The 25,485-nt window shown below is 61.1% G+C and carries 26 protein-coding genes and 2 pseudogenes; 8 read left to right on the forward strand and 20 right to left on the reverse strand.

The window, feature by feature from the left end:
- Positions 1–5: 5 nt before the first annotated feature.
- A complete protein-coding gene (locus ACI7M0_RS17895; RefSeq protein ID WP_003248869.1) occupies positions 6–623 on the reverse strand; it encodes a tRNA-(ms[2]io[6]A)-hydroxylase in 618 nt (205 codons plus the stop codon).
- 154 nt (positions 624–777) lie between these two features.
- Here ACI7M0_RS17895 and ACI7M0_RS17900 point away from each other — a divergent pair, with 154 nt between their 5' ends.
- A complete protein-coding gene (locus ACI7M0_RS17900) occupies positions 778–1,641 on the forward strand; it encodes a universal stress protein (RefSeq protein WP_010953172.1) in 864 nt (287 codons plus the stop codon).
- Between the two features lie 113 nt (positions 1,642–1,754).
- Here ACI7M0_RS17900 and ACI7M0_RS17905 read toward each other — a convergent pair whose 3' ends face one another.
- From ACI7M0_RS17905 to ACI7M0_RS17950, 10 genes are all read right to left on the reverse strand, one after another.
- The gene (locus ACI7M0_RS17905) at positions 1,755–1,958 is read right to left on the reverse strand and encodes a formate dehydrogenase subunit delta (RefSeq protein WP_010953171.1); all 204 of its coding nucleotides are present in this window, start codon (positions 1,956–1,958) and stop codon (positions 1,755–1,757) included.
- Complete coding sequence (fdhF, locus tag ACI7M0_RS17910) at positions 1,955–4,837, reverse strand: formate dehydrogenase subunit alpha (RefSeq protein WP_129933656.1); 2,883 nt, start codon at positions 4,835–4,837, stop codon at positions 1,955–1,957. The genes ACI7M0_RS17905 and fdhF overlap by 4 nt, the downstream gene beginning before the upstream one ends.
- Positions 4,834–6,393, reverse strand: coding sequence for an NADH-quinone oxidoreductase subunit NuoF (locus ACI7M0_RS17915; RefSeq protein WP_014591748.1), 1,560 nt, complete (start codon positions 6,391–6,393; stop codon positions 4,834–4,836). Before ACI7M0_RS17915 ends, fdhF begins: the two co-directional genes overlap by 4 nt.
- On the reverse strand, positions 6,387–6,869 hold the full coding sequence (locus ACI7M0_RS17920; RefSeq protein ID WP_129933657.1) for a formate dehydrogenase subunit gamma: 483 nt from the start codon (positions 6,867–6,869) through the stop codon (positions 6,387–6,389). The genes ACI7M0_RS17915 and ACI7M0_RS17920 overlap by 7 nt, the downstream gene beginning before the upstream one ends.
- 392 nt (positions 6,870–7,261) lie before the next feature.
- A complete protein-coding gene (locus ACI7M0_RS17925) occupies positions 7,262–7,777 on the reverse strand; it encodes a ProQ/FinO family protein (RefSeq protein ID WP_064493514.1) in 516 nt (171 codons plus the stop codon).
- A 123-nt stretch (positions 7,778–7,900) separates the two neighbouring features.
- Positions 7,901–8,455 (reverse strand): helix-turn-helix domain-containing protein, encoded by a 555-nt coding sequence (locus ACI7M0_RS17930; protein ID WP_064493513.1) that lies wholly within the window; start codon positions 8,453–8,455, stop codon positions 7,901–7,903.
- A 173-nt stretch (positions 8,456–8,628) separates the two neighbouring features.
- Complete coding sequence (locus tag ACI7M0_RS17935) at positions 8,629–9,987, reverse strand: aspartate aminotransferase family protein (RefSeq protein WP_129933658.1); 1,359 nt, start codon at positions 9,985–9,987, stop codon at positions 8,629–8,631.
- A 69-nt stretch (positions 9,988–10,056) separates the two neighbouring features.
- A complete protein-coding gene (locus ACI7M0_RS17940) occupies positions 10,057–10,830 on the reverse strand; it encodes a gamma-glutamyl-gamma-aminobutyrate hydrolase family protein (protein WP_129933659.1) in 774 nt (257 codons plus the stop codon).
- A 72-nt stretch (positions 10,831–10,902) separates the two neighbouring features.
- Positions 10,903–12,249 carry a glutamine synthetase family protein gene (locus ACI7M0_RS17945; RefSeq protein ID WP_129933660.1) on the reverse strand — a complete coding sequence of 449 codons (1,347 nt, stop codon included), beginning with the start codon at positions 12,247–12,249 and terminating at the stop codon, positions 10,903–10,905.
- Between the two features lie 27 nt (positions 12,250–12,276).
- Positions 12,277–12,831, reverse strand: a complete 555-nt coding sequence (locus tag ACI7M0_RS17950; RefSeq protein WP_129933661.1) for a helix-turn-helix domain-containing protein — start codon at positions 12,829–12,831, stop codon at positions 12,277–12,279.
- A gap of 213 nt (positions 12,832–13,044) precedes the next feature.
- On the opposite strand from ACI7M0_RS17950, the gene ACI7M0_RS17955 reads away from it, so the two are divergent.
- The 4 genes from ACI7M0_RS17955 (at position 13,045) to ACI7M0_RS17970 (ending at position 16,192) form a co-directional block, all read left to right on the forward strand.
- Positions 13,045–13,938, forward strand: a complete 894-nt coding sequence (locus ACI7M0_RS17955; RefSeq protein WP_129933667.1) for a LysR substrate-binding domain-containing protein — start codon at positions 13,045–13,047, stop codon at positions 13,936–13,938.
- A gap of 99 nt (positions 13,939–14,037) precedes the next feature.
- The gene (locus tag ACI7M0_RS17960) at positions 14,038–14,742 is read left to right on the forward strand and encodes an SDR family oxidoreductase (RefSeq protein ID WP_129933662.1); all 705 of its coding nucleotides are present in this window, start codon (positions 14,038–14,040) and stop codon (positions 14,740–14,742) included.
- An 81-nt stretch (positions 14,743–14,823) separates the two neighbouring features.
- Complete coding sequence (locus ACI7M0_RS17965) at positions 14,824–15,216, forward strand: GFA family protein (protein WP_081273312.1); 393 nt, start codon at positions 14,824–14,826, stop codon at positions 15,214–15,216.
- 136 nt (positions 15,217–15,352) lie between these two features.
- Positions 15,353–16,192: a GyrI-like domain-containing protein gene (locus tag ACI7M0_RS17970; RefSeq protein WP_129933663.1), complete on the forward strand. Its 840-nt coding sequence runs from the start codon at positions 15,353–15,355 to the stop codon at positions 16,190–16,192.
- Between the two features lie 71 nt (positions 16,193–16,263).
- Here ACI7M0_RS17970 and ACI7M0_RS17975 read toward each other — a convergent pair whose 3' ends face one another.
- From ACI7M0_RS17975 to ACI7M0_RS18010, 8 genes and pseudogenes are all read right to left on the reverse strand, one after another.
- Positions 16,264–17,238, reverse strand: coding sequence for a DMT family transporter (locus tag ACI7M0_RS17975; protein WP_129933664.1), 975 nt, complete (start codon positions 17,236–17,238; stop codon positions 16,264–16,266).
- Positions 17,235–17,798, reverse strand: coding sequence for a TetR/AcrR family transcriptional regulator (locus ACI7M0_RS17980; RefSeq protein WP_104962195.1), 564 nt, complete (start codon positions 17,796–17,798; stop codon positions 17,235–17,237). Before ACI7M0_RS17980 ends, ACI7M0_RS17975 begins: the two co-directional genes overlap by 4 nt.
- A 438-nt stretch (positions 17,799–18,236) precedes the next feature.
- On the reverse strand, positions 18,237–18,656 hold the full coding sequence (locus tag ACI7M0_RS17985) for a hypothetical protein (protein ID WP_129971892.1): 420 nt from the start codon (positions 18,654–18,656) through the stop codon (positions 18,237–18,239).
- 443 nt (positions 18,657–19,099) lie between these two features.
- The gene (locus ACI7M0_RS17990; RefSeq protein WP_014859670.1) at positions 19,100–19,408 is read right to left on the reverse strand and encodes a chorismate mutase; all 309 of its coding nucleotides are present in this window, start codon (positions 19,406–19,408) and stop codon (positions 19,100–19,102) included.
- A gap of 222 nt (positions 19,409–19,630) precedes the next feature.
- Positions 19,631–19,756, reverse strand: a pseudogene (locus tag ACI7M0_RS17995) (site-specific integrase); the annotation flags it as partial.
- A gap of 85 nt (positions 19,757–19,841) precedes the next feature.
- Positions 19,842–20,471: a glutathione S-transferase family protein gene (locus ACI7M0_RS18000; protein ID WP_405314439.1), complete on the reverse strand. Its 630-nt coding sequence runs from the start codon at positions 20,469–20,471 to the stop codon at positions 19,842–19,844.
- Between the two features lie 76 nt (positions 20,472–20,547).
- On the reverse strand, positions 20,548–21,156 hold the full coding sequence (locus ACI7M0_RS18005; RefSeq protein WP_129934043.1) for a glutathione S-transferase: 609 nt from the start codon (positions 21,154–21,156) through the stop codon (positions 20,548–20,550).
- The gene (locus ACI7M0_RS18010) at positions 21,153–21,497 is read right to left on the reverse strand and encodes a hypothetical protein (RefSeq protein WP_129934044.1); all 345 of its coding nucleotides are present in this window, start codon (positions 21,495–21,497) and stop codon (positions 21,153–21,155) included. The genes ACI7M0_RS18005 and ACI7M0_RS18010 overlap by 4 nt, the downstream gene beginning before the upstream one ends.
- A 133-nt stretch (positions 21,498–21,630) precedes the next feature.
- Here ACI7M0_RS18010 and ACI7M0_RS18015 point away from each other — a divergent pair, with 133 nt between their 5' ends.
- Complete coding sequence (locus ACI7M0_RS18015) at positions 21,631–22,542, forward strand: LysR substrate-binding domain-containing protein (protein ID WP_405314443.1); 912 nt, start codon at positions 21,631–21,633, stop codon at positions 22,540–22,542.
- A 418-nt stretch (positions 22,543–22,960) separates the two neighbouring features.
- On the opposite strand, the pseudogene ACI7M0_RS18020 reads toward ACI7M0_RS18015, so the two are convergent.
- Positions 22,961–23,239: pseudogene (locus ACI7M0_RS18020) on the reverse strand (site-specific integrase); the annotation flags it as partial.
- A gap of 94 nt (positions 23,240–23,333) precedes the next feature.
- Between ACI7M0_RS18020 and dusA the strand changes: the two are divergent.
- Positions 23,334–24,344 (forward strand): tRNA dihydrouridine(20/20a) synthase DusA, encoded by a 1,011-nt coding sequence (dusA, locus tag ACI7M0_RS18025; protein ID WP_129933482.1) that lies wholly within the window; start codon positions 23,334–23,336, stop codon positions 24,342–24,344.
- Positions 24,345–24,500: 156 nt separating this feature from the next.
- Positions 24,501–25,427, forward strand: a complete 927-nt coding sequence (tal, locus tag ACI7M0_RS18030; RefSeq protein WP_020190071.1) for a transaldolase — start codon at positions 24,501–24,503, stop codon at positions 25,425–25,427.
- Positions 25,428–25,485 lie beyond the last annotated feature (58 nt).

The following is a 25,485-nucleotide window of genomic DNA, read 5'->3' on the forward strand; positions in this document are numbered from 1 at the left end:
GACCATCAGGCGGCCAAAGCCTGCGGGATGCCGCTGTGGAAGCGCAGCTCCTGGTCTGGTGACTGGATCAGCTCCATTTCCGCCGCGCGTACCAGCTCGACGCGGCGGGCGATGTCCGCCTCATCACCGTAGTTGTGCGCCAGTTTCAGATAGCCCTGGTAGTGGCGCGCTTCGCTTTTCAGCAGCCCGTGGTAGAAGCGGCCCAGCTCTTCATCCAGATGCGGCACCAGCGCGGCAAAACGTTCGCAACTGCGCGCCTCGATGAACGCCCCCACCACCAGCGTATCCACCAGCTTGACCGGCTCGTGGGCGCGCACCAGCCGGCGCAACCCCGACGCATAACGCCCTGCCGACACCGGACGCAACGGCACACCGCGGCGTTTCATGAGGCGTAACACCTGTTCGTGGTGCACCAGCTCCTCGCGGGCCAGGCGCGACATCATGTTGATCAGATCCAGGTGAGTGTTGTACTTGGCGATCAGGCTCAAGGCCGTGCTGGCGGCCTTGAACTCGCAGTTCTTGTGGTCGATCAGCAGGGTTTCCTGGTCGGCGAGCGCCGCTTCGATCCAGGCGTCTGGCGTCGGGCAGCCAAGAAAGGCGTCGATTTCGGGGATCAGGGACATAAGCGTGCAACCACACAGAACAGGCAGGGTCGGCGATTATACCGGCGGCGGCTGGCGACGCCAGTGACTATGCTTGATGTACATCAAGCGCTGGAGGGGAAAGCGCCGACTATAGTCAGGCACTGGTCGCCATCATCGAAGGGAGTTTACGCCCATGCAAGCCGTCCGCAGCATCCTCGTCGTCCTCGACCCCGCGCACGCCCACAGCCGGGCGCTTACACGGGCCAAGCTGATTGCCGGCATCACCGGCGCGCGCCTGCACTTGCTGATGTGCGACAAACGGCATGATCACAGTGCGCTGCTGAGCCTGCTGAGCAGCCAGTTGCATGATGACGGCTTCGACAATGTCACCCATGAAGAGGGCTGGCGCGACAACCTGCACGACACCATCATCCATGTACAGCAGGCCGAAGGCTGCGAACTGGTGATCAAGGACCACCGCCCGGACAACCCGCTGAAAAAGGCCCTGCTCACCCCCAGCGACTGGAAGCTGCTGCGCCAATGCCCGTGTGCGGTGCTGATGGTCAAGAGCGAGCGGCCATGGACCGGGGGCAAGATCCTGGCGGCGGTGGACGTGGGCAACCAGGACGAAGACCACCGCCGCCTGCATGCCAGCATCATCGACCACGGCTTCGAGATTGCCAAACTGGCCAAGGGAGAACTGCACGTCATCAGTGCCCACCCGTCGCCGATGCTGTCAGCGTCGGACCCGGCGTTCCAGCTGAGCGATACGATCGAAAAGCGCTACCGTGAAGCGTGCAGCGCGTTCCAGGCTGAATACGGCATCAGGGAAGAATGCCTGCATGTTGCCGAAGGGCCAGCGGATGTGTTGATTCCACATACCGAACAGAAGCTCGATGCCGTGGTGACGGTGATGGGCACGGTGTGCCGCACGGGCATTTCCGGGGCGTTGATTGGTAATACCTCGGAAGTGGTGCTGGATGCGCTGCAGGGTGATGTGCTGGTGCTCAAGAGCGAGGAAGCCATCGCCCACCTGGCGGAGCTGGCCCGCGGCTGAGTAGGCAATATGCAGGCCCCTTGTAGGAGCGGGTTCACCCGCGAATGCGTCATTGATTTCAACGCCACATTCGCCGGCAAACCCGCCCCAAGGTTCCGTTGCCGCCCGGGAGTCTAGACCAACGCCTCCCGCACCTTCGGGTCAAGCCCCTCCCCCGCATGGGCCTCGCTCCATTCCGCCAGCTGCCGGCGCATCGCCGGCGTCCAGAAGCTCTGCAAATGCTGCCGCACCCCTTGCACTGCCAGCGCCCGGTCGGGCTCGCTGTCGAAGTAATGGGCAATCTGGTTGGCCATCTTGACCAGGTTTTCGCTGCTCATCGGCGAACCTCGGCTTTCTCCGCAGTGCGGCGCTCTTTCAGCAGCCGCTGCTGTTCATCACTGAAGTCCTGATAGCGCTTCTGCCATTGCGATGGCTGGAACACTTTCACCACTTCCACTGCCGTCACCTTGTACTCGGGGCAGTTGGTGGCCCAGTCGGAGTTGTCGGTGGTGATCACGTTGGCCCCCGACTCGGGGAAGTGGAAGGTGGTGTACACCACTCCCGGCGCCACCCGCGTACTGACCTTGGCATGCAGCACAGTCTGCCCGGCGCGGCTGCCGATGCCGACCCAGTCACCGTCTTGGATGCCACGGCTTTCAGCGTCGGTCGGGTGGATCTCCAGGCGGTCGGCGTCATGCCAGGCGACGTTACCGGTACGCCGGGTCTGGGCGCCTACGTTGTACTGGCTGAGAATGCGCCCGGTGGTCAGCAGCAACGGGTAGCGGTTGTTGACCTTTTCGTCGGTGGGCACGTAGCCGGTGAGCATGAAGCGCCCCTTGCCACGCACGAACTGGTCGATGTGCATGGTCGGCGTGCCGTCTGGGGCAGCGTCGTTGCACGGCCACTGCAGGCTGCCATGGCGGTCGAGTTCAGCGTAGCTGACACGACGGAAGGTCGGCGTCAGGCGGGCGATCTCGTCCATGATCTCGGAAGGATGGCGGTAGTTCATCGGGTAGCCCAGGGCGTTGGCCAGGGCCACGGTAGCTTCCCAGTCGGCCTTGCCGGCCAGCGGCTCCATGACCTTGCGCACCCGCGAAATTCGCCGCTCGGCGTTGGTGAAGGTGCCATCCTTTTCCAGGAAGGAACTGCCCGGCAGGAACACATGGGCGAACTTGGCAGTTTCGTTGAGGAAGATGTCCTGCACCACCACGCACTCCATGGCCAGCAAGGCCGCGGTGACGTGCTGGGTGTTGGGGTCGCTCTGGGCGATGTCCTCACCCTGGCAGTACAGCGCCTTGAAGCTGCCATCCAGCGCCGCCTCGAACATGTTGGGAATGCGCAGACCCGGGTCGGGCTGCAAGGTCACGCCCCACGCCTGTTCGAACTCGGCGCGCACGCCCTCGTTGGAGACATGCCGGTAGCCGGGCAGCTCGTGGGGGAACGAGCCCATGTCGCACGAGCCCTGCACGTTGTTCTGCCCGCGCAGCGGGTTCACCCCTACCCCTTCACGGCCGATGTTGCCAGTGGCCATGGCCAGGTTGGCGATGCCCATCACTGCGGTACTGCCTTGGCTGTGCTCGGTCACCCCCAGGCCGTAGTAGATGGCCGCGTTGCCGCCGGTGGCATACAGCCGGGCCGCAGCGCGGATCTGCTCGGCGGGCACGCCACAAACCGGGCCGAGCACCTCGGGGGCGTTGTCTGGCAGGCTGACGAAGTCGCGCCAACGGGCGAAGTCTTCGGTTTCGCAGCGGGCATCGATGAAGCTTTGGGCCAGCAGGCCCTCGGTAACGATCACGTGGGCCAGGGCGTTGAGCATGGCCACGTTGGTGCCCGGGCGCAGTTGCAGGTGCAGGTCGGCGCGGGCGTGCGGCGAGTCGACCAGGTCGATGCGCCGTGGGTCGATCACGATCAGCCGCGCCCCTTGGCGCAGGCGGCGCTTGAGTTGCGAGCCGAACACCGGGTGCGCATCGGTGGGGTTGGCGCCAATCACCAGCACAACGTCGGCCTGCATCACCGAGTCGAAGCTTTGCGTGCCGGCTGACTCACCCAGGGTCTGCTTCAGGCCATAACCGGTGGGCGAATGGCATACCCGTGCGCAGGTGTCGACGTTGTTGTTACCGAAGGCCGTGCGCACCAGCTTCTGCACCAGGTAGGCTTCTTCGTTGGTACAGCGGCTGGAGGTGATACCGCCGATGGAGTCGCGCCCGTATTTGAGCTGGATGCGGCGGAACTCGCTGGCAGCATAGGTCACGGCCTCGTCCCAGCTGACTTCCTGCCACGGGTCTTCCAGGCGCTTGCGGATCATCGGTTTGGTGATGCGGTCCGGGTGGGTGGCGTAGCCCCAGGCAAAGCGGCCCTTGACGCAGGCGTGGCCGTGGTTGGCGCCACCGTTCTTGTCCGGGACCATGCGCACCAGCTGGTCACCCTTGATTTCGGCGCGGAACGAGCAGCCAACGCCGCAGTAGGCGCAGGTGGTAATGACCGAACGCTCAGGCTGGCCAAGCTGCACCATGCTCTTTTCCGTCAGGGTCGCGGTCGGACAGGCCTGCACGCAGGCGCCGCACGACACGCATTCGGACGCAAGGAAGTTTTCGCCACCCGCTGCCGCCACCCGCGATTCGAAACCACGCCCGGTAATGGTCAGGGCGAACGTACCCTGGATGTCCTCGCAGGCGCGCACACAGCGGCTGCAGACGATGCACTTGCTCGGCTCGTAGTCGAAATACGGGTTGGAAACGTCTTTTTTCTCGTCCAGGTGGTTGGCGCCGTCATAGCCGTAGCGCACCTCACGCAGGCCCACCTGGCCGGCGACGGTCTGCAGCTCGCAATTACCGTTGGCCGAACAGGTCAGGCAGTCCAGCGGGTGGTCGGAAATGTACAGCTCCATCACGTTGCGGCGCAGGCCCGCCAGGCGCGGGGTTTCGGTGCGCACCACCATGCCTTCGCTGACTGGCGTGGTGCAGGATGCCGGGTAGCCGCGCATGCCTTCGATTTCCACCATGCACATGCGGCAGGAGCCGAAGGCTTCGAGGCTGTCGGTGGCGCACAGTTTGGGGATGCTGGTGCCCAGCATGGCGGCGGCGCGCATGACCGAGGTGCCAGCAGGCACGCTGATGGCGCGGCCGTCGATGCTCAGGCTGACCTGCACGTCGCTTTCGCGGGCCGGGGTGCCGAGGTCGCTGCTTTTATCAGAAGCGGGGTCGAAGAAATTGATCACTGTGCGGCCTCCGTGGTGGTCAGCCCAAAATCGGCGGGGAAGTACTTGAGCGCGCTGGCCACCGGATAGGCAGTCATACCGCCCATGGCGCACAGCGAACCGTACTGCAGGGTGTCGCACAGGTCGCGCAGCAACAGCGCCTGGTCATGGCGCTCGGTGATGTCGCTGCTGGCGATCAGCCGGTCGACCACTTCCATGCCCCGGGTGGAACCGATACGGCACGGGGTGCACTTGCCGCAGGACTCCTCGGCACAGAACTGCAGGGCGAAACGCGCCATGCTGGCCATGTTCAACGTATCGTCGGCCACCACCACACCGCCGTGGCCGAGCATCGCGCCCACGGCAGCAAACGCTTCATAGTCCAGTGGGGTGTCGAAATGGCTGGGGGGTACCCAGGCACCAAGCGGGCCACCGACCTGCGCGGCCTTCAGCGGCCGGCCACTGGCCGTGCCACCGCCATAGCCTTCCACCAGCTCGCGCAGGGTCAGGCCGAACGCGCGCTCGACCAGGCCACCCTGGCGAATGTTGCCGGCCAGTTGGAACGGCATGGTGCCCAGCGAGCGGCCCATGCCGAAATCGCGATAGAACGCTGCACCCTTGGCCAGAATGATGGGCACCGAAGCCAGGGTAAGCACGTTGTGCACCAGCGTCGGCAGGCCGAACAGCCCTTGCAGCGCAGGCAGCGGTGGCTTGGCGCGGACGATGCCACGCTTGCCTTCGATGGATTCGAGCAGCGCGGTTTCTTCGCCGCAAATATAGGCGCCGGCGCCCACCCGCACCTCCAGGTCGAACGCCTGGCCGCTGCCGGCTACGTCAGCACCCAGGTAGCCAGCGTCACGTGCGATGGCGAAGGCCTGGTCGAGTACCCGGATGGCATCGGGATACTCCGAGCGCACATAGATATAGCCCTTGTCGGCACCCACGGCGAGGCCGGCAATGATCATGCCCTCGATCAGCAGGAAGGGGTCGCCTTCCATCAGCATGCGATCAGCGAACGTGCCCGAGTCACCCTCGTCGGCGTTGCACACCACGTACTTCTGCCCGGCGCCAGCATCACGCACGGTGCGCCACTTGATGCCGGCCGGGAACGCCGCACCACCACGGCCACGCAGGCCGGAGTCGAGTACTGCGGCAACCACTTCGGCACCGTCCAGCGCCACGGCGGCCTCCAGGCCTGCGAAGCCGCCGTTGGCACGATAGTCGTCCAGCGACAATGGGCGGGTGATGCCAGCGCGAGCGAACAGCAAGCGTTGCTGGGTCTTGAGATAGGGTATTTCTTCGACCGGCCCCAATGCCAGCGAGTGGCCACCGGGTTCCCCCGCCAGGGCATCAAGCAGTGACGGCACATCCTGTGGCGTAATCGGGCCGAAACCCAGGCGCCCTTGCGCACTGTCGCACTCGATCAGCGGCTCCAGCCAGTAAAGCCCGCGCGAGCTGGTGCGCTGGATGTCCAGCGGTAACTGGCGGCGCTCGGCCTCGCGCAGCAGGGCCTCGGCAACCTGGTCGGCACCCACGGCTCGGGCTACCGAATCACAGGGAATATACAGTTTCAGCATGCTGAGTCCTCCCGGCAACCGTTGACCAAGTCCCGCAGGCGCTCAGGGGTGAGTCGCGCGTGCACCTGGCCGTCCAGCTCCAGCGCTGGCGAGCAGGCACAGGCCCCCAGGCAGTAAACAGGGCGCAGGCTGATGGACCCGTCGGCGCTGGTGCCGTGGTCGTCCAGTGCCAACTGTTCACGCAATTGCGCGGCCAGGGCTTCGGCGCCACGGCTCTGGCACGACTCGGCACGGCACAGGCGCAGGGTGTGGCGCGCGGGCGGCGTGGTGCGGAAGTCGTGATAAAAGCTGATTACCCCACGCACTTCAGCCAGGCTGAGGTTCAGGGCATGGGCGATTTCGGGGACCGAGGCATCGGGGATGTAACCTATCTCGTGCTGGACGGCATGCAGGATCGGCAACAGGGCACCGGGGGTGTCCTTGTCGCGGGCCAGAATGCGCTGGATTACAGGCAGGTGGAGCAATTCATCAGGCATACAGCGGACCTCGGCATCACGGACCCTGCCTGATTGTTTTAAGGGGCAGGTTTCCGGCGTGTTCTGCTGCGGCGCACCGTCCACGTCACAGTAGCGTGGTACGGGTGGCCTCCTCGCCCACGGCCGCACGTCTGCGCGCACTGACCCTTGGGCATCCTGCTAGCATGGCACTTGTAGCGCCGAGGGGTTGTATGCGAGCGACCAGGCGCATTCTGAAACCGACGCACGTGATTACGCCCCGGCATCATCTGCCACGGCTTGCCGATCAGGTGGGTCTTGAAACCATCGTTGCATGCACCAGGCCCTCGAAACCGAACCTGGTCCATTGCCAGACGGCAGCCCCGGCAATGGGCTGCCATCCAGCATGGCTACGGGGCAGAACGCGACTGAGTTCAGTCGGTAGACTGCACCGTTGCGGTGTCGGCGGCGGGGGCCGGAGCCTGGGCCTGGGCCTTTGACTTCGCACGATTGCGTCGGTCCTGGCTGCGTTGCCGCGCAGCTTGCTGCTTGGCATGCAGCGCCTGAGCGGCGGTCACAGTACCTGCGGCCTGACCATTCAGGTCAAGGCGCGGTGCATTCTCCACCATGCTCGCCCAGTATCGAGCGCCCCGGCACCACGTGGAAATGCCCAGCTTGAGCTGTTCGCGGGTCAATCCAAGCAGCTCCAGGTGTTGCTCGGCATCCTTGAAAATGCCCTCCTTGAGCGGCACCTTGGGGGCCGGGTTGACCGGGAAAGCCAAGGGAAAATGCTTCTGCAGTGGCCAGATCGCTGCCACCGCCGGGTCCATCTCACGCGGCTTCGCCTGCGGGGGCGACTTGCGCTTGGGCGGTTTCGCGCTATCGGCCTTTACCTGCCCTTTTTCCGCCCGCAGGCGGTCTCGTAGCTCAGCTAGTTGTTCAAAACCCATTGTTCATTCACTGCTTCGAAGTTGATTGCGTGGTGCAAGGATACCCCATGCAGCCTGCACATTGCTTGCAGGCCAACTTTCCCGGCTAGCCGAAGCACAACGCGCATGCCCGTGCGACGGCCCTCAGCTGAACACCCATAGCACACGTGTGGGCTTGTCGGTCAGGTTGGCGTAACGGAAACGGGCGTGGGGTTGCAACTGAAAACTGTCATTGGCGTGCAGCGTGACCGGCTCAGCATCGCCCAACCACACCGTCAGTTCGCCTTCGAGCACGAAGCAACCCTGCTCCGAGCTGTCGTCCAGGTACTCCTCGCCACTGCTGGCTCCCGGCTGCAAATGGCTGTCGAGCATGGAAAACGCGCCCGTTATCGAGGGCGATGCCAGCACATCGGTGATACCACCCGCCAGGTGCAGCGTGCGACGCTCGTGCGGGCGGGTCACCCAGTCGAGCTCACGGGGTTTTTCCAGCTTGTAGAAGTAGGCTGTGGATACACCGAGCTCTTCACTGATGGCTGTGAGATCGGCCACGGTCGGGCGTGATACGCCGCGTTCGACCTGGGACAGAAAACCCACCGAACGGCCAATGCGCTGTGCCAGCTCGCCCAGAGTCAGGCCCTTGAACTTGCGCAGGTCGCGAATCAGTACTGCCAGGCCTTCGATTTCTTCGTGCACTTTCATGGTTGAATCGCGACTTTCAGACGGGAAATGGATGCCCAGAAAAGTACAGGATTCATTTCACAAAGCAAAATGCTTTGCGGAAGGTGCCTGACGTGAAATGTACGATTGCGGCACCGATCGAGCACCGCGCAAGCGGTGCTCGATCTCACAGGTGCTGAGAACAGCTTCTGCCGCTACCGAACAGCCTCATAAGTCAGGTCCAGGCACTTGCGGGCTTTCTCCACCAGTTCGTCGATCTCTTCGATACTGATCACCAGCGGTGGCGCGATGATCATGGTGTCGCCTACAGCGCGCATGATCAGGCCGTTGTCGAAGCAGTACTGGCGACAGATCATGCCGACACCTTTGCCTTCATGACGGGCACGGGTGGCCTTGTCTTTCACCAACTCGATCGCACCGAGCATGCCCAGGCCGCGCACTTCGCCTACCAGCGGGTGGTCGGCCAGTTCGCGCAGGCGTTGTTGCAGATACGGCGCGGTTTTATCGTGCACCTGCTGGATGATCTGCTCGTCACGCAGGATCCGCAGGTTCTCCAGGCCCACCGCCGCCGCTACAGGGTGGCCGGAATAGGTGAAGCCGTGGTTGAAGTCGCCGCCTTCGCTGATGACCTTGGCCACCTCGTCACGCACAATCACCCCGCCCATGGGGATGTAACCGGAGGTCAGGCCCTTGGCAATGGTCATCAGGTCAGGCTTGAGGTCGTAGTAATCGGTGCCGAACCACTCACCGGTACGGCCGAACCCACAGATCACTTCGTCGGCGACGAAGAGGATGTCGTACCTGGCCAGGATTTCCTTGATCTTCGGCCAATAGGTCTGCGGTGGAATGATCACGCCACCGGCGCCCTGGATCGGCTCGGCGATGAAGGCAGCAACGTTGTCCACGCCAACTTCGAGGATCTTCTTCTCCAGTTGCTCGGCCGCCCACACGCCGAAGTCGGCCTCGGTCATGTCGCCGCCTTCGCCGAACCAGTATGGCTGCGGGATGTGCACGACATCCGGGATCACCCCGCCCTGCTGGTGCATGCCACTCATGCCGCCCAAGGCCGCGCCCGCCACGGTAGAGCCGTGGTAGCCGTTGATGCGGCCAATGATGACCTTCTTGTTCTTCTGGCCCTTCAGTGCCCAGTAATGGCGGACCATGCGCAGCACGGTGTCGTTGCCTTCGGAGCCGGAGCCGGTGAAGAACACGTGGTTCATGCCTTGCGGGGCCACCTCGGCGATCGCCTTGGCCAGCTCCAGCGCGGGCGGGTGCGCGGTCTGGAAGAACAGGTTGTAGTAAGGCAACTGCTTCATCTGCTGGCTGGCGACCTCGGCCAGCTCATCGCGACCATAGCCGACCGCCACGCACCACAGGCCGGCCATGCCATCGAGAATCTTGTTGCCCTCGCTGTCCCACAGGTGCACGCCCTTGGCCGAGGTGATGATGCGTGGGCCTTTCTCGGCCAGTTGCCTGACATCGCTGAACGGGGCCAGGTGATGGTCGCGGCTCATGGTTTGCCAGGCAAGGGTCTGCGAATTCTGTTCACTCATTGACTTCACTCCATCAAGTTGCGCAGCCGCGCTGCGAGGGTATTTTCTACAGGTGGTAAAGGTGGCTGCTCAGGCAGACAGCAACAGCCTCTGGCGCAATACCGAGCGGTGCCGGCAGGCCTTGCCAAAGGACTGGAAGATGGCCAGGTAATGGGGGTTATCCATGACCTGGAACTCGGGGTGCCATTGCACACCCAGGGCAAAACCCTTGCTGTTCTCGACCGAAATCGCTTCCACCAGGCCATCGGGCGCCAGCGCTTCCACCCTCAGCCCGGGGGCCAGTACGTCGATGCCTTGGCCGTGGATGGAATTGACGTCGAATATTGCCGGCAAGCCCATACGGTCGAGCATGCCGCCAGGCTCTACATGCAGGGTGTGGCGCGGCCCATATTGCTTGTCGAGGGGCTCATCCTTGCCTTCGCGGTGGTCCATGAACATGCCGGTCTCGTGGACCTTCTGGTGCAGGGTGCCACCCAGCGCCACGTTCATTTCCTGGAAGCCACGGCAAATGCCGAGTACCGGTACACCGGCGGCGATGGCGGCGCGCATCAGCGGCAACGTGGTGGCATCGCGCAGAGGGTCGTGATGGGTGCCCGCAGCACTGGCCGGGCCGTTGTAGTGGTACGGCTCGATGTTGGACGGCGAACCGGTGAAGATCAGCCCATCCACCACGTCAAGAATATCGGCGCTGTTCATCAACTCACCGAGGCTGGGAATGACGATGGGCAGCCCACACGCCGCCTTGGCTGCCGCGCGCGCGTATTTTTCGCTGATGGTCTGGGTTGCATGCAGCCCAATCATGCTGGTGCATGCGGTAATGCCGATCACGGGCACACGTGGCATATCTTCCTCCGGCAAATCCATATTGCGCGTTGTATTGAAACGGTAGAAAGGGAGGGTGCAGCGTCGCTGCACCTAGAGGAACCAGCGGTATTCGCGGGCATCGATGTGGTGCATGAAGTCCAGTTGCTCCTGGTATTTGTTTTCGCAATAGACCATCACGAACTCGCTGCCCAGGCCTTGGTTGACCACCGGGTGATGACGCATCGCGGCCAAGGCGCTGAGGGCATCCTTGGGGAAGTCGATGCCGCTCTGGCGGTTGTCGTTCAGCGGGGCGATGGGCTCCACACCGCGATCCAGACCATGCTCCATCCCGGTCAAAATGGCCGCCAGTACCAGATACGGGTTGGCGTCGGCGCCAGCGAGGCGGTGCTCGATGCGCAGGTTGCGCGGGTCGGACTCGGGGATGCGGATGCACGCGTCACGGTCTTCGAAACCCCAGCTGGCCTTGCTCGCCGCGTTGACCATGGCGCCATAACGTCGGTAGGCATTGTGGTTGGGGGCAAAGATCGGCATGCAGTGCGGCAGCAGCTCCAGGCAGCCTGCCACCGCATGGCGCAGCTTGCGCTGTTCACTTCCCGCCAGGATGTTATTGCCGGCGGCGTCGTACAGGCTGACGTGCACATGCATGCCGCTGCCTGGCGCGTCCAGGTAGGGCTTGCTCATGAAGCTGGCACGGTAGCCGTGCTTCATCGCGATACCGCGGGTACTGCGGCAGAACAGTGCCGACCAGTCCGCCGCACTGAGGGCATCGTCGCTGTGCGAGAAGTTGATCTCGAACTGGCCTGGGCCCAACTCTGCGGTGATGACGTTCGCCGGCACGCCCTGCTCGTTGGCGCCATCGACCATCTCGTGCAGGACCGACGAAAAGCGCGACAACCGCTCGATGTGCATGTTCGGCTGATCGTCTTCATCCTCGGTTGCCGTGTCACGTGGGTACTGTGGCAGGCCGTTATCAAGCTTGCGGTCGAACAGGTAGAACTCCAGTTCAAACGCCACCACCGGGCGGATGCCACGCTTGGCCAGACGCTGAAGCACACGCGCCAGCACTTCACGAGGCTCGAATTCGATCGGCTTTGCAGTGCCGTCGGACGTGATCAGCATCTGGGCGATCACTTCCTTTTCCCAGCGCACCGGCTTCAGCGTACCCGGCACCAGGCGCCGGGCAGCATCCGGGTCGCCGTCGGCGAAGCAATAGTCACCAATCGGGTAAAGGCCGCCCTGGGTACCCAGCAGCACGCAGTTCTGCGGCAGCTTCAGAGGCGCACCGGCTGCGACTTTTTCCAGCATGTCCATGGGGTAGCGCTTGCCGTAGAAGTGCCCGGGGATGTCCAGCGCAATCAGGTCGACATAGCGAACTGCCGGGTGTTCTGCTCGGAACGAGCGCACTTCAGCCAGCAGATCCGGAAAGATGACACTCATCTTCTTATCCTTGTGAGGTGAACGAATTCAATTGAAGACCCAGAGCACGCGGGTGGTTTTATCCGTCAGGTTGGCGTAACGGAACGGCGCATGGGGTTGCAGCTGGAAGCAGTCGTTGGCTTGCAGGGTCACGGCATCGCCCTGGTCCAGCCACACCGTGAGTTCGCCCTCGAGCACGAAACAGCCCTGCTCGGAACGGTCGCTCAAGTACGCCTCCCCACTGGTGGCGCCCGGCTCGAGGAGGCTGTCGAGCATGGCGAAGGCGCCTGCGATGGTCGGCGAAGCCAGTACATCGGTGATGCCCGACTCCAGGTACAACGTGCGCCGCTCGTGGGGGCGCGTGACCCAGCCAATGCTGCGGGGCTTGCTCAGGTTGTAGAAGTACGCGGTCGATACGCCGAGCGCTTCGCTGATAGCGGTGAGGTCTGCCACGGTCGGGCGCGAAACGCCGCGTTCGACCTGGGAGAGGAAACCCACCGAGCGGTTGATGCGCTCGGCCAGTTCACCCAAGGTCAGGTTCTTGAATTTGCGCAGGTCGTGAATAAGGATCGCGAGGGCTTCAACCTCTTCGTGCATCTTCATCGTTTCGGACTGCCGTGAAATTTTTAGACTTATTTTTCATGAAAATTTACATGAAAAATTTCACGCGTCAAGCCAAACGATGGAAATGTGCAGCCGCCAACAGAGGGCTTGCTGCGCAGCGTGGCGGATTGGCTGCGGTGGCGCGGGTTTCTTTACTGGCGCTCGGCGAGTAGCCTCGTGGCTGAATCCTCCAGCCCGACCCTGTCCATCGCCATGCCAAACGGTTTCCCTGATTTGCCCTCGCTCAATGCGCTACGTGTGTTCGAAGTGGTTGCCCGCCACCTGAACTTCCGCCTGGCCGCCGAAGAGCTGGGGGTGACCCAGGCGGCAGTGGCACAACAGATACGCGGGCTGGAAGCGAGCCTGAACCTTCGTTTGTTCGAGCGCCTGCCCCGGGGCCTGGCACTGACCGATGCGGGGCTGGGCTACAGCGGCAGCATTCGCAACGCCTTGGCGATGATCGATGAGGCAACCCGCCTGCTGCGGCCACAGGCGTCTCACCTGACGGTCAGCGTGACACCAACCTTTGCCTCCAAATGGCTCATTCCCCGGCTGGGCAGCTTTGCGCACAGCCATCCGGACATCGATTTACGTGTACTGGCCACAGATCGGCTGTCCCACTTCAATACCGACGGCGTGGATCTCGCAGTCCGCTATGGCAAGCCCGACATCGGCGCGGGCTTGAACAGCGAACTGTTGATGGAACAGCGTATCGTCGCCGTGGCCAGCCCAACGTTGTTCGAAGCCAGCAAAACCCCCACCAGCTTCGAGCAGCTTCAAGCGTTCACCCTGCTCCACGATGCCCATGATTTCTGGCCTCGGTTCCTTGCACAACTGTTCCCGCAACACGGGCAAGCGACTGCCAGAAACCTGCGGTTCAACCAGACTTCATTGGCCATTGATGCCGCCATCAGTGGTCAGGGTATTGCGTTGGCAAGCCTGGCGTTCGTCAGTGATGACATCGTCGCGGGCAGGCTGACCCAGGTCTTCGCTCAGCAACTCAGGCTCGATAAGTCGTTCTACCTGGTGTGGCCACGAAAGTTGCAGCAGCCGGAGTCGCTAGGCATTGTCCAGCGCTGGTTCAAGCAACAGGCAGGAAATAGTTAATCTACTGCCTTGGTGAAGTTTAGCTGTCTCCCTCGCTGCCACAACTGCTGCTAATTTTAGTGCGCCTAAGCATTCAGCGATTAACGTTCCGGAGGCAGCATGTCAGTAGAAAAAGTTGCGATCATCACAGCAGGTGGCAGTGGAATGGGCGCAGCAGCGGCACGGCGCCTGGCCGCTGACGGGTTCAAGGTTGCCATCCTGTCCTCCTCGGGCAAGGGCGAAGCCCTGGCTGCCGAGCTTGGTGGTATTGGCGTAACGGGTAGCAACCAGTCGGTTGAGGACCTGAAACGCCTGGTCGATGCCGTGGTGGAAAAGTGGGGGCGCATCGACGTGCTGGTCAATAGCGCCGGCCATGGTCCGCGCGCGCCAATCCTGGAAATCAGCGACGAAGACTGGCACAAGGGCATGGACACCTATCTGCTCAATGTCATCCGCCCGACTCGCCTGGTGACGCCCTACATGCAGCGCCAGAAAGGGGGCGTGATCATCAACATTTCCACCGCCTGGGCGTTCGAGCCGAGCGAGTTGTTCCCGACGTCTGCAGTGTTCCGCTCGGGCCTGGCCGCATTCACCAAAATCTTCGCCGACCAATTCGCCGGGGACAACGTGAGGATCAACAACGTCCTCCCCGGCTGGATCGACAGCCTGCCAGCCACCGAACAGCGCCGCGACAGCGTGCCGCTCAAACGCTATGGCACCTGCGGGGAAATCGCCGCCACCATCGCGTTTCTTGCCAGCGAAGGCGCTGCCTACATCACCGGGCAGAACATCAAGGTCGATGGCGGCTTGACACGTAGCGTTTGATTGTCTGTCGGCCCGCAGGCCAGTCGACTGATCGGGCCAAGGCGTTTACGCTGGCGCTTTCCCACCTGCACGGAAGCGCCAATGACAGAGGCATACCAAGGAAGCTGCTTGTGCGCAGCCGTCTCTTACCTGCTACTCACCCCACCCAAGGCAGTGAGCCACTGCCACTGCAGCCAGTGCCGCAAAAGTCACGGCGCCGCATTCGCTTCGTACGGCAGCATTCCGCGCAGCATGCTGCGCATATTGCGCGGCGCGTCCAGCATCAAGGCCTTTTCTTCATCACCGACGGTTACGCGCGAGTTCTGCACGGAGTGCGGCTCGACCTTGTTCTGGTCACGCGCCCAAGGTGAGTTTGCCGACTGGATTTCGATAGCGCTGGGAACGCTTGATACTCCGTTCCTGCCCAGGAAGCAGAAACATGTCCACGTCGACGCTGCTGCCCCTTGGTACTCACCCTGTAACCCTGACTCATAACGCTTGGCAGCACATCAAGCCACCCGATAGAGCAATCACGGCTAGGCACCTCGGTGCCTGAACAACGGATGCTAGCGCTTACCGCACCTTCCAGAGATTCCGTTCGTTGACTGACTCACAGCACAACCCTAGCTACATGAAACGGTTCGAAACCGTGCTTGCCTACATCGACAGCCACCTCGAAGGTGACCTGTCGGTGAATGCCTTGAGCCGCATCGCCAACTTCTCGGCGTTTCATTTCCATCGGCAGTTCACGGCCTACATGGGCGTTCCGGTTTCACGGTATGTGCAACTGATGAGGCTTCGACGCGCAGCGCATCAACTGGTCGCCTCGCCCGCGACGCCCATACTGGAGGCCGCATTCGGCGCCGGTTTCGAAAGCCCCGAAGCCTTTGCCAGAGCGTTCAAGCGCGCCTTCGGCATGGCGCCGAGCGCGTTCGCCAAGGCACCGAACTGGCAGGCCTGGAGTGCGGTATTCAATGTTCCTCAGCGATCCAGGAGTATCACCATGCAGATCCGTATCGTGAATTTCGCCGAAACCCGCGTGGCCGCGCTCGAACACCAAGGGCCGCCCGGCCTGGTCAGCGAAAGCGTCGCGCGTTTTCGCCAATGGCGCATGCAAAGCGGTCAGTCGCCTGTGGCCAGCAGCCGTACCTTCGGTATCCCCTACGACAACCCCGACACCACCCCGGCCCACGCCTTTCGCTTTGCCGTGTGCGGCGAGATAGACGAGACAGTGCAGCCCAACGATTTCGGCGTGCATGAACGGGTTATACCGGCGGGTCGCTGTGCCGTGATTCGACATACCGGTTCGCCTGACTACATTGGCGAAACCATCTACCCGCTTTATCGTGACTGGCTGCCATCGAGCAACGAAGAACTGCGTGATCATCCGTTGTTCTTTCATTACCTGAGCGTGTACCCGGAAACGCCACTGGAGCAATGGCAGACGGACATCTACGTGCCGCTGAAATAGGCTGAGCCATGCACAGCGGGCGTAGCCAACTTGGCCGGCCCAGACGCATGGCCGGGCAACCGAGCCGGGGATCAGATACGTACCCTGGATGCCTCGCCATGCGTCTGGAGGCGTGTTTGCTTGCGATAAAAGGCGTGAATAGCCCACACCACCCCTACGAACAACAAGGCTGTACCAAGCGCTTCCATAGGAGACGGCCAGCGCTGGTTGATGAGCAGGCCCATCGTAGTTGCATAAATGGTCCCGCTGGCAATCAATTGCCCGCTCAGCGCCAGCGGAAGACGCCGCGTTGCGATTGACCATGCCCAGGCACCTGCAAGGGTGGCCCCTAACCCCTGAATCAGCCCACAGACGATCAGCGCCTGAGTACCTGCCAATCCGCTCGGATAGCTAGCGAAATGAGACAGTTTCAAGTACAGCCCAACCGGGATGAACGCCAGCATTTCGACGCTGCACATGAAGATCAACATGGCTGACCACAACATGGGAGACATGCTTGGGCGTCGAGCCAAAGCACTTTCATTCAACAGACCAAAACCGGTCCAGAATGCGACTGCCAACAACGATGCAAGCAACCCAAGCAGTAACGACGCGGTCGGGAGCACTACCGCCGCACGGCTAGCATCAAACACGCTCAGATTGACCAGGCTGATGCCCAGGGCCGCCACCATCAGTGGCCCGGCAATGGCGCGCCAAGGCACGCTGGCGCTGCGCATGTTGCCGGCAATCGCGAGCACGATCGGTACTGACCCCATCATCACAGGGGGGATCACCGGCCCGGCTGCTAAAACCGCAGTGGTGATCAGGAAGAAGTAGCCAATGTATCCCAAGAAGCCCAGCAGTGCGGCGCAGGCCCAGTCACTCAGTCGCAATTGCCGCACTTCGCTGCGGTAAACGAACAGCACCAGCAGGCTACCTAACCCGGCAAAGGCATAGCTCACCACCGCCAGGTCAAAAAGGCTGTAGTCACCGACCAGCCCCGGAAAAATGTAGAGCAGTGACCAGGAAAAGGTGGCGGCAATGGCCGCTAACAGGCCCAGGGTCATACGCTCTGCTCCTGCCTCTGAATCCAGCAATGAGCTATTTGCCGGGCAGTGTCGAATACCCGCATGTCCTGGCCCATCGCGCCGCTGACAAAACTGCCTTCCAACAAGATAAACAACCCTTGGGCAACTGCGTCGGGGTCGTTTATACCGGCGCTTATGGCCAAGGCAGCAAGGTTTTCGCGTATCCCTTGCTTATGCCTGCTCACTGCTAAATGCACGGGGTGGCTAAACTGGGGGAACTCAGCCGCACTGTTAACGAACAGGCACCCGCGCTCGCTATCTTTCAAAAGAAAGCGTTCATACAGATCGAAAAAAGCGAGCATGCCACTGACTGGCTCAGGATGCCTGGCCAGGGTGCGCGCTACCTCTTCACGCCAGCGTCGGTCACGCTCCTCAAGGCAAGCCACTATCAGCGCATCCTTGGAGGGGAAATGGCTGTAGAGCGTCATTTTGGTAACACCCGCCATCGCGGCAATGGCCGTTACCCCCGTCACGTACAAACCTTGCGACAGAAACAGCTTCAGCGCGGCATCAATCAAACGCTCACGGGTATTGTCCAATTCAAGGCACTCCGGCAAAGGGACGGAGCTGACTATACTGACCGGTAAGATTCAGGCCGCATCCAGATACGACCTGAAGCATGGCCGCTACGACACAGAGCGCAGCAGCAAAACGCAGGCCTGGCCAATCAGAAACTTGCTACGCCAGCTAAGCGCCCCCTGTACTTGGGATGCGAATCTGGGCTGTGTGGCTGATCGTGCCGTCTACCCTCTTGCGAAACACCGCTTGGCCCAACGTGTCTTGGCCATGCCGGTGGCAACAGTGTTTACCGAGATCGATCCCGACCCGTGCTGACTCGCTCGTGATGATGGCCTCCAAAACAAAACACCCTGCGAAAGCTTAGCCCTCGCAGGGTGTGGGGGTGACCCGTTCATTTAGCCCGGCCTACGCTGGGCTTTCGTGCACGCTAAAGCCGGTACTGCATGGATGCGGTCAAATCATCGATCATTTTTTGAAGAAGACCCGACAGCGTTGCTGAGGCCTTTCGAATTATGATCGCCTGGCGTCGTTCGAGAGATGGCCGTGGACTTGGCCAAACCGCGAGTGTCCTTGGAGTGAGCGACACCCGAGGTGGTGGTGCCATGACCGTTGTCGCTGTTGCGCGAGCTTCCGTAATGACTGCCGCTTACCCCATGATCGCGTGTCGCCTTTCCAGCGTGATCACTTCCAAGGCCCTTCCCGCTTCCACTATGCCCTCCCATGCCACCGCCATGTCCGCCGCCACCGCCATGACCACCGCCGCCACCACCGCCGCCCTTGGCATAAGCGGAACTGATAGGGGAGATATCGGCGGGCAAGAATGCCGTCATTCCGAGTGCCAATGCACAAGCAAAGACAGCAACCAAAGGTTTTCTCATTTTTGTTCGGCTCCGGAGACGCGAGTGGATAGCTAAAGTGCAGGTTGGACCTGACACAGACACCAAAGTTCTCGCATTCCGACAGGCTGCCAGGGAAACGCCGATCACGTTTCCCGAGCGCGTAGTAAGCAACATCTCGACCCCGCCAGCCCATTTTTCGGCCGATAGCGCAGCGTTCAATAAACTATCGGCGCCCAATCAAAAGGTTCGACAGCGCAAACATCGTGGTCAGTTGTGCAGTGTTCTTGGCCAAGGGGTTTGCCTTGATGGGCATTTTCGCCACGGGACTGTCTCGCTACCTGTACCGGCGGCCACGGCTGGTGAATGGGCTGAACGTGGGCGCAGGCCTCACCTTCGTCGCGTCTGGCGTCTCGATTGCGGCGTTGAGCCAGAGATAGCAAGCAGGAGAAAGCGGCGGGGCTGCGTATGAGCCCCGCGTTTCATCACGATGCTGAAGCCTCGACGGCCAGCTTCGCATGGGTGTTCAGTTCCTCAGCGATGAAGGCCGAAATCATCGCCCGATAGACCTGCTCCACCACCTCAGCCGAGGCACCGGTTTCGTCAGCCATCTCACGAACCTTCTTGATCACTTGCTCGACCCGGGCAGGCGCACGCACATCATCGGTGGTTTTCTTGAAGCCTGCTGCTTGCGTTACGAGCCTTCCACGTTTGGCGAGAAGCGAAACGAGGCTGCGGTCGATTTCATCGATCCGTTGACGGACTTCGTCCAGAGAGGTGCAAGGTACATCCATTTGCATGACTTCCTTTTCATGAGCCTGCGCTGGATTGAAGCAGGCTGTCGTGGGTGATCGAGTCGTGCAGTGTAGCTGCTATGCCAGGTCTGCTTAACGCGCCTCAGAGCGTGTAACGCCGCAGGGATATCCCAATCCATTTCGAATAACCAGCTCACGCCTGCGTGGCGCAGATCGCGAAAATGCAGATCCTCCACACGAACCATCTTTCGCCCAGGCTCAAGCAGCCTGCTGGCGGGCGAAGGTTTGGGGCTCTTGGTAGACCAGGACATCCTTTTTCTTGAGGTGGATCTGGACGGGATAGATAAACGTCCAATCGGCCTTTTTCCTTGCTCTGATCGTTGCCATGATTCCCGGTGGTACGAGCATGATTGGCGGAGGCCATTCCGGCTATTTGTCCGGTCTGGGCTATTTCAGGGAGACTCTTGTTGCATCATCCCGGGAGCGTCGCTGTTGACCTTGCCCCCTTGGCATAGGCGGTCAGCACTTCTTCACGGGCCGCCATTCGCTTCAGGTAGCCGGCCACATTGGGCAATGTCTGGATATCCACCTGCAATTGAGCGTGGATGCGCAGCCAGGGATAGATGGCCATGTCGGCAATCGAGTAAATCCGAGCAATGAAATCGCGTCCGGCCAAAGCCTTTTCCACTGTGTTGAACAAATGGACGGTTTGTTCCTGATAGCGCGATCTTGCGTACTGGTTGCCTTCGGCCTCTTGATGAATGAAGTGATAGCTCTGCCCGGCCATCGGCCCCAGGCTACTGATTTGCCAGGCCAGCCAGTGGAGCACCGCATAGCGCTCGGGCCCTACGCACGGTAGGAATCGCAAGTGCTTTTCCGCCAGATATTGAAGGATAGCTCCGGACTCGGGCAGGATCAGCGCCTGATCGTGATCGACCAACAACGGGATCTTTCGGTGGATTGTCAGGCGGGCGAAGTCCGGCTGGTGTTGTTCACCCTGCGCCAGGTTTATCCGACGGATCCGGTAAGGCACGCCAAGCGCCTCTAGCATGATCAGGATCTTGTGACCATTGGCCGTCGGCGCGAAATAAAGTGTGTACATGGATACGGCTCGCAAAAACCAATCAGTGGCGGGAGGGGCAATCGGCGCGGTTGAGCCCGGCCCGTTCCGCCAGGGCTCAGGCAATCGGATAACGCTTGAACAGATCGGTCTGTTCCAGGCGGGCCGCATGGGCATTGATGGCCGGGAAATCGCTGGCCTTGACTACGTCGGGCAGCATCAACTGCATGAACGACCAGGCCACCGCACAAGTGACCTCAACCTGGTCTGGGCGCACGCCGTGCGACGCTTGTGCCGCCAATTGTTTGTCCAACTCCGCGCACGCCGCCAGCAACTGCCGGGTGACGCGTTCCACCCAGGGCTGATGAAGCTTTTCCGCCGGGCGAAGATTGTGTTCATAGACGATCTGGACGGTCTTCTCGCATGCCGTCAGCGCCAGCCCCAATGTACTCAAAGCTCTGGCCAACGCCTGCGGTTGGCTTGGCAATAGCTTGCTCCCGGGTGGGCTGAGGGTCTCGAAATAATCGATGATCAGCGTCGAGTCCATCAGTACGGAGCCGTCATCGAGCAGCAGAGTGGGCGCTTTGACCACCGGATTGATCCTCGAAAACTCTTCGAATGTGCTGAACACCGACAGTGGGGCATGTTCGAACTCGATGCCTAGAAGGTCCAGGGATATAGCTACCCGGCGAACGTAAGGTGAATCCAGCATCCCAATGAGTTTCATCGATAGTTTCCTTGATTGATGTTGATCTCTAATGCCGTTGTCTGGCGTTTGAACAGCAGGGGCAGCGGCCATGGGAACGGATACGCCGGGTGCTGCTTCTGTGCCCTGACTGGCTCCAGCTGCAGAAGACCTTCCCCATCAATCAGCGCTAGCCCGGCAGACAATTTCACACGCTCGCCGGGGCCAATTGCGAAGTCGACACCGTCCGCGCTGATCCAATGCTTGCCGCTCACCGCACGCGTGTAGATGTCGTGAGTAAACCGCACCGAAACCAATTGCGCGCTGGTCAATGAAATCTGCAACCACTGGTGGTCTTCACAGTCAGGATTACCCGTTGTCATTTGCCGTGCTCCCCACGCACCGTCTATGGCTCCAGTCCTCTTGCCAGTCGAAGACTTTACCGTCACTTACATTAATGAGAGCCTTGCCACTTATAAATCAGTTTTTTTTCCACTATTTGTAAGAAATACTTACATGTCGAATATTCCTCCAATCACCTGCCTACGCTGCTTCGAATCGGTTGCAAGGCTGGGGAGCGTCACCGCAGCCGCCAAGGAGCTGCATGTCACCCATTCGGCCATCAGCCAGCAGATCAAGGTGCTGGAAGAGATGATCGGCGTCACCCTGTTCGTCCGTGAGGGACGGGGTCTGCGGGTCAGTGAGGACGGACGACTGTATGCCTTGCAGATCCGCGAATGCTTGGGCGGAATCGCCGAAGCCACGCGACTGATCAAGACGCAACCCAAGTCAACGGAGCTGGTGATCGCCGTTCTCCCTTCGTTCGGATTCAGTTGGTTGTTGCCCCGCTTGCCACGTTTCCAGCAATCACAGCCGCATATCAGCGTCCGGCTGCAGGCCAATCTGGCGCTATCGGACCTGACGCGGGAATCTGTCGACGTAGGGATCCGCATGGGCAAGGGCGACTGGGACGGGGTGGAGCAGCATCTGCTCTTTCATGACGAGACGCTGGTGGTTGCCGCTCCGCACTTCAACGGCGGGGCGCTACCACAGACCCCTGAAGAGATCATCGGCAGCAACATTATTTTCAACATGGAATCATGGCAACCGTGGTGTCAAGCGGCCGGGCTGGATAGGGAAGTCCCACGCATCGGCCTGTGCAGCAACGACTCCAACCTGGTACTTCAAGCCGTGCGCTTGGGCCAGGGGATCGCCCTGGAGCGCCGCAGCCTTGTGCACGACGCGATCCAACGAGGGGAGTTGGTGCAACTCTCCCCCGTGATCGCTCCCTATCCCTACCCGTATTGGCTGGTATTACCCAACCGCGAGCGTTCGGAAACAAAGCAGCAGGTGTTCTCAAGTTGGCTGACACATGAGGTCGCTGTATATCTGAACGAACTGGATCATGGCAGCAAGACGGTCCGATGATGGCCGATTGTTACCCTTGCCAAGGGGCTGCTAACCGACCCAGAGCGGACGGTCATGGCATTGGGTTCGGGTCCAGGCTGTTTGAAAACGTTCGGTGCGATCCGGCTAGTTAGAAAATGACCAGGGTCGCGATCCTACGCGATACCTCGGTTAGCTGAATAACCAAGCCATTACAGATTTCACTTACGCTCGCGCTCTTAAGAGATGCGTTTGGGTTTTCACACAGCCTAGACCCTTTGCAACCGTTCTAGGTGTCTATGAAACCAATGTCGATTGAGTGCGACACCAACCGCTCAGCAACTGGACGGTTAGTCAAACTATCCCAAGTGCGAGCCAGGTTTATCGCCTTCAATCACGAGGACTTGCGAGATTTCACATCTCCGGATAGATCCACTTGCCCCAGACAGCAAAACCAGGCGGGTCTGCCGCTTCGTCTTACCCAGCGGCCGGGCTTTCTCGGCTTCCACCAGGTAGCGATCAATCATGTCCTTGATTGCGTGCCCTCCACGGTTGGCCCTCTCGATGGCACCATGCTCTGCCAACTCTGTCTCTCGTCGCTTCGCCCAAGCCTGCGCTGCCTGCTTACGGGCGAACGTCTGGGCTTCTTGGTAGACTAGGACACCTTTTTCTTGAGGCGGATCTGGACGGTATAGCTGACCGTTCCATCGGCCTTTTTCCTTGCTCTGATTGTTACCATGATTTCCGGGGGTACAAGCGTGAATGGCGGTGCTACATCGCACCACTGTCTCACCAAAAAACCCGAAAAGTGGTACATAAATGCGTAGACCAGAATGCCCCTAGAATTAGCATCAAAGCCACAAACCACGCGCCCTGAGCCGTCACGCCGCTTCAGCGTTGCCCCCATGATGGACTGGACCGACAGGCATTGCCGGTTCTTCCTGCGCCTGCTCTCCCGGCAAACCCTGCTCTACACCGAAATGGTCACCACCGGTGCCCTGCTGCACAACGACGCCCACCGTTTCCTGCGCCACGATGCTTCTGAGCACCCGCTGGCCCTGCAACTGGGTGGCAGTGTGCCGGCCGACCTGGCCGCTTGTGCGCGCCTGGCTGAAGAAGCGGGCTACGATGAGGTCAACCTCAACGTTGGCTGCCCGAGTGATCGGGTGCAGAACAACATGATCGGAGCGTGCCTGATGGCTCACCCGGCGCTGGTGGCCGACTGCGTGAAGGCCATGCGAGATGCCGTATCGACGCCTGTCACGGTGAAGCACCGCATTGGTATCAACGGCCGTGACAGCTACGCCGAACTGAGCGACTTCGTCGGCCAGGTGCGTGAGGCCGGCTGCCGAAGTTTTACCGTGCATGCACGCATCGCGATTCTGGAAGGGCTGTCGCCGAAAGAGAACCGCGAGATTCCGCCGCTGCGCTATGACATCGCAGCGCAGTTGAAGAGGGACTTCCCGGACCTGGAGATCGTGCTCAACGGCGGGATCAAGACCCTGGACGAATGCCAGGCACACCTTGAAACCTTCGATGGCGTGATGCTGGGGCGCGAGGCGTATCACAACCCTTATCTCCTGGCCGAGGTGGACCAGCAACTGTTTGGCAGCGATGCGCCGGTGGTCAGCCGTAGCGAGGCATTGGCGCAACTGCGGCCTTACATCGTGACGCATATGGAAAGTGGCGGTGCGATGCACCACGTTACCCGGCATATTCTGGGGCTGGCCCAAGGATTCAAAGGGGCGCGGCGCTTCCGCCAGTTGCTGTCGGCAGACATTCACAAGGCGGCCCAACCCTTGGCGGTGTTTGACCAGGCCGTGGAGTTGTTGCAAGGGCGGTGACCTCAGAGGGAGGGAACCTCGGGCTTGCTTGCGACTCGAACCTTCACCTTTCGTACAGCCCCGTGCGGGCCAGCGGGTCCGCAGGGTTTCGGCGGCCCTTGAGCGGCTGCCGGGGCTCGGGTAATGTCGAGTAAATGCACAGGACAGAGCACGCCCATGACCTCCAAGCTGGAACAACTCAAGCAGTTCACCACCGTGGTCGCCGACACCGGGGACCTGGACGCCATCACCCGCCTGAAGCCGGTCGATGCCACCACCAACCCGTCGCTGCTGCTCAAGGCTGCTGCCATCCCGGGCTACGCCGACCTGCTCAAGCAGGTGAAGGCCGACGCCAAGGGTAATGTCGACCTGGCCTGCGACAAGTTTGCGGTGGCGGTAGGCTCGGGCATTCTCAAGGTCATCCCGGGGCGTATCTCCACCGAGGTGGATGCACGCCTGTCGTTCGATGAGCCAGCCCTGCTGAACAAGGCTCGCCAGCTGATCGCCCTGTACGAGGCGGCCGGAGTGGCAAAAGAGCGTGTACTGATCAAGCTGGCCTCCACCTGGGAAGGCATTCGTGCCGCCGAGCAGCTGGAGAAGGAAGGTATCCAGACCAACCTGACCCTGTTGTTCTCCTTCGCCCAGGCCCAGGCTTGCGCCGATGCCGGGGTGTTTTTGATTTCGCCGTTCGTGGGCCGTATCTACGACTGGTACAAGAAGAGCACCGGCCAGGAATACGTGGGCGCCGAGGACCCAGGCGTGCAGTCGGTCACGCGCATCTACAACTACTACAAGGCCAATGGTTACAACACTGTGGTCATGGGCGCCAGCTTCCGCAATATCGGCCAGATCGAACAACTGGCCGGCTGTGACCGCCTCACCATCAGCCCCGAGCTGCTGCAGCAGCTGAGTGATGACCAGGGTGAATTGCCGCAGGTGCTGAAACCGGGCAACGCCGGTGAAGCCAAGCAGCACCTGAACGAAAGCCAGTTCCGCTGGGCGATGAACGAAGACGCCATGGGCACCGAGAAACTGGCCGAAGGCATCCGCCAGTTTGCGCGGGACCAGGAAAAGCTGGAGAAGTTGATGGCTGAAAAGGCCTGATACAGTTCGTGTTTGCCCGACGGGCGGGAAGTGTTCAGTATTTTCCGCCCGTTTTGTT

Origin of the sequence: Pseudomonas sp. 10(2024) (assembly GCF_045164175.1) — a bacterium.
Lineage (GTDB): Bacteria > Pseudomonadota > Gammaproteobacteria > Pseudomonadales > Pseudomonadaceae > Aquipseudomonas > Aquipseudomonas alloputida.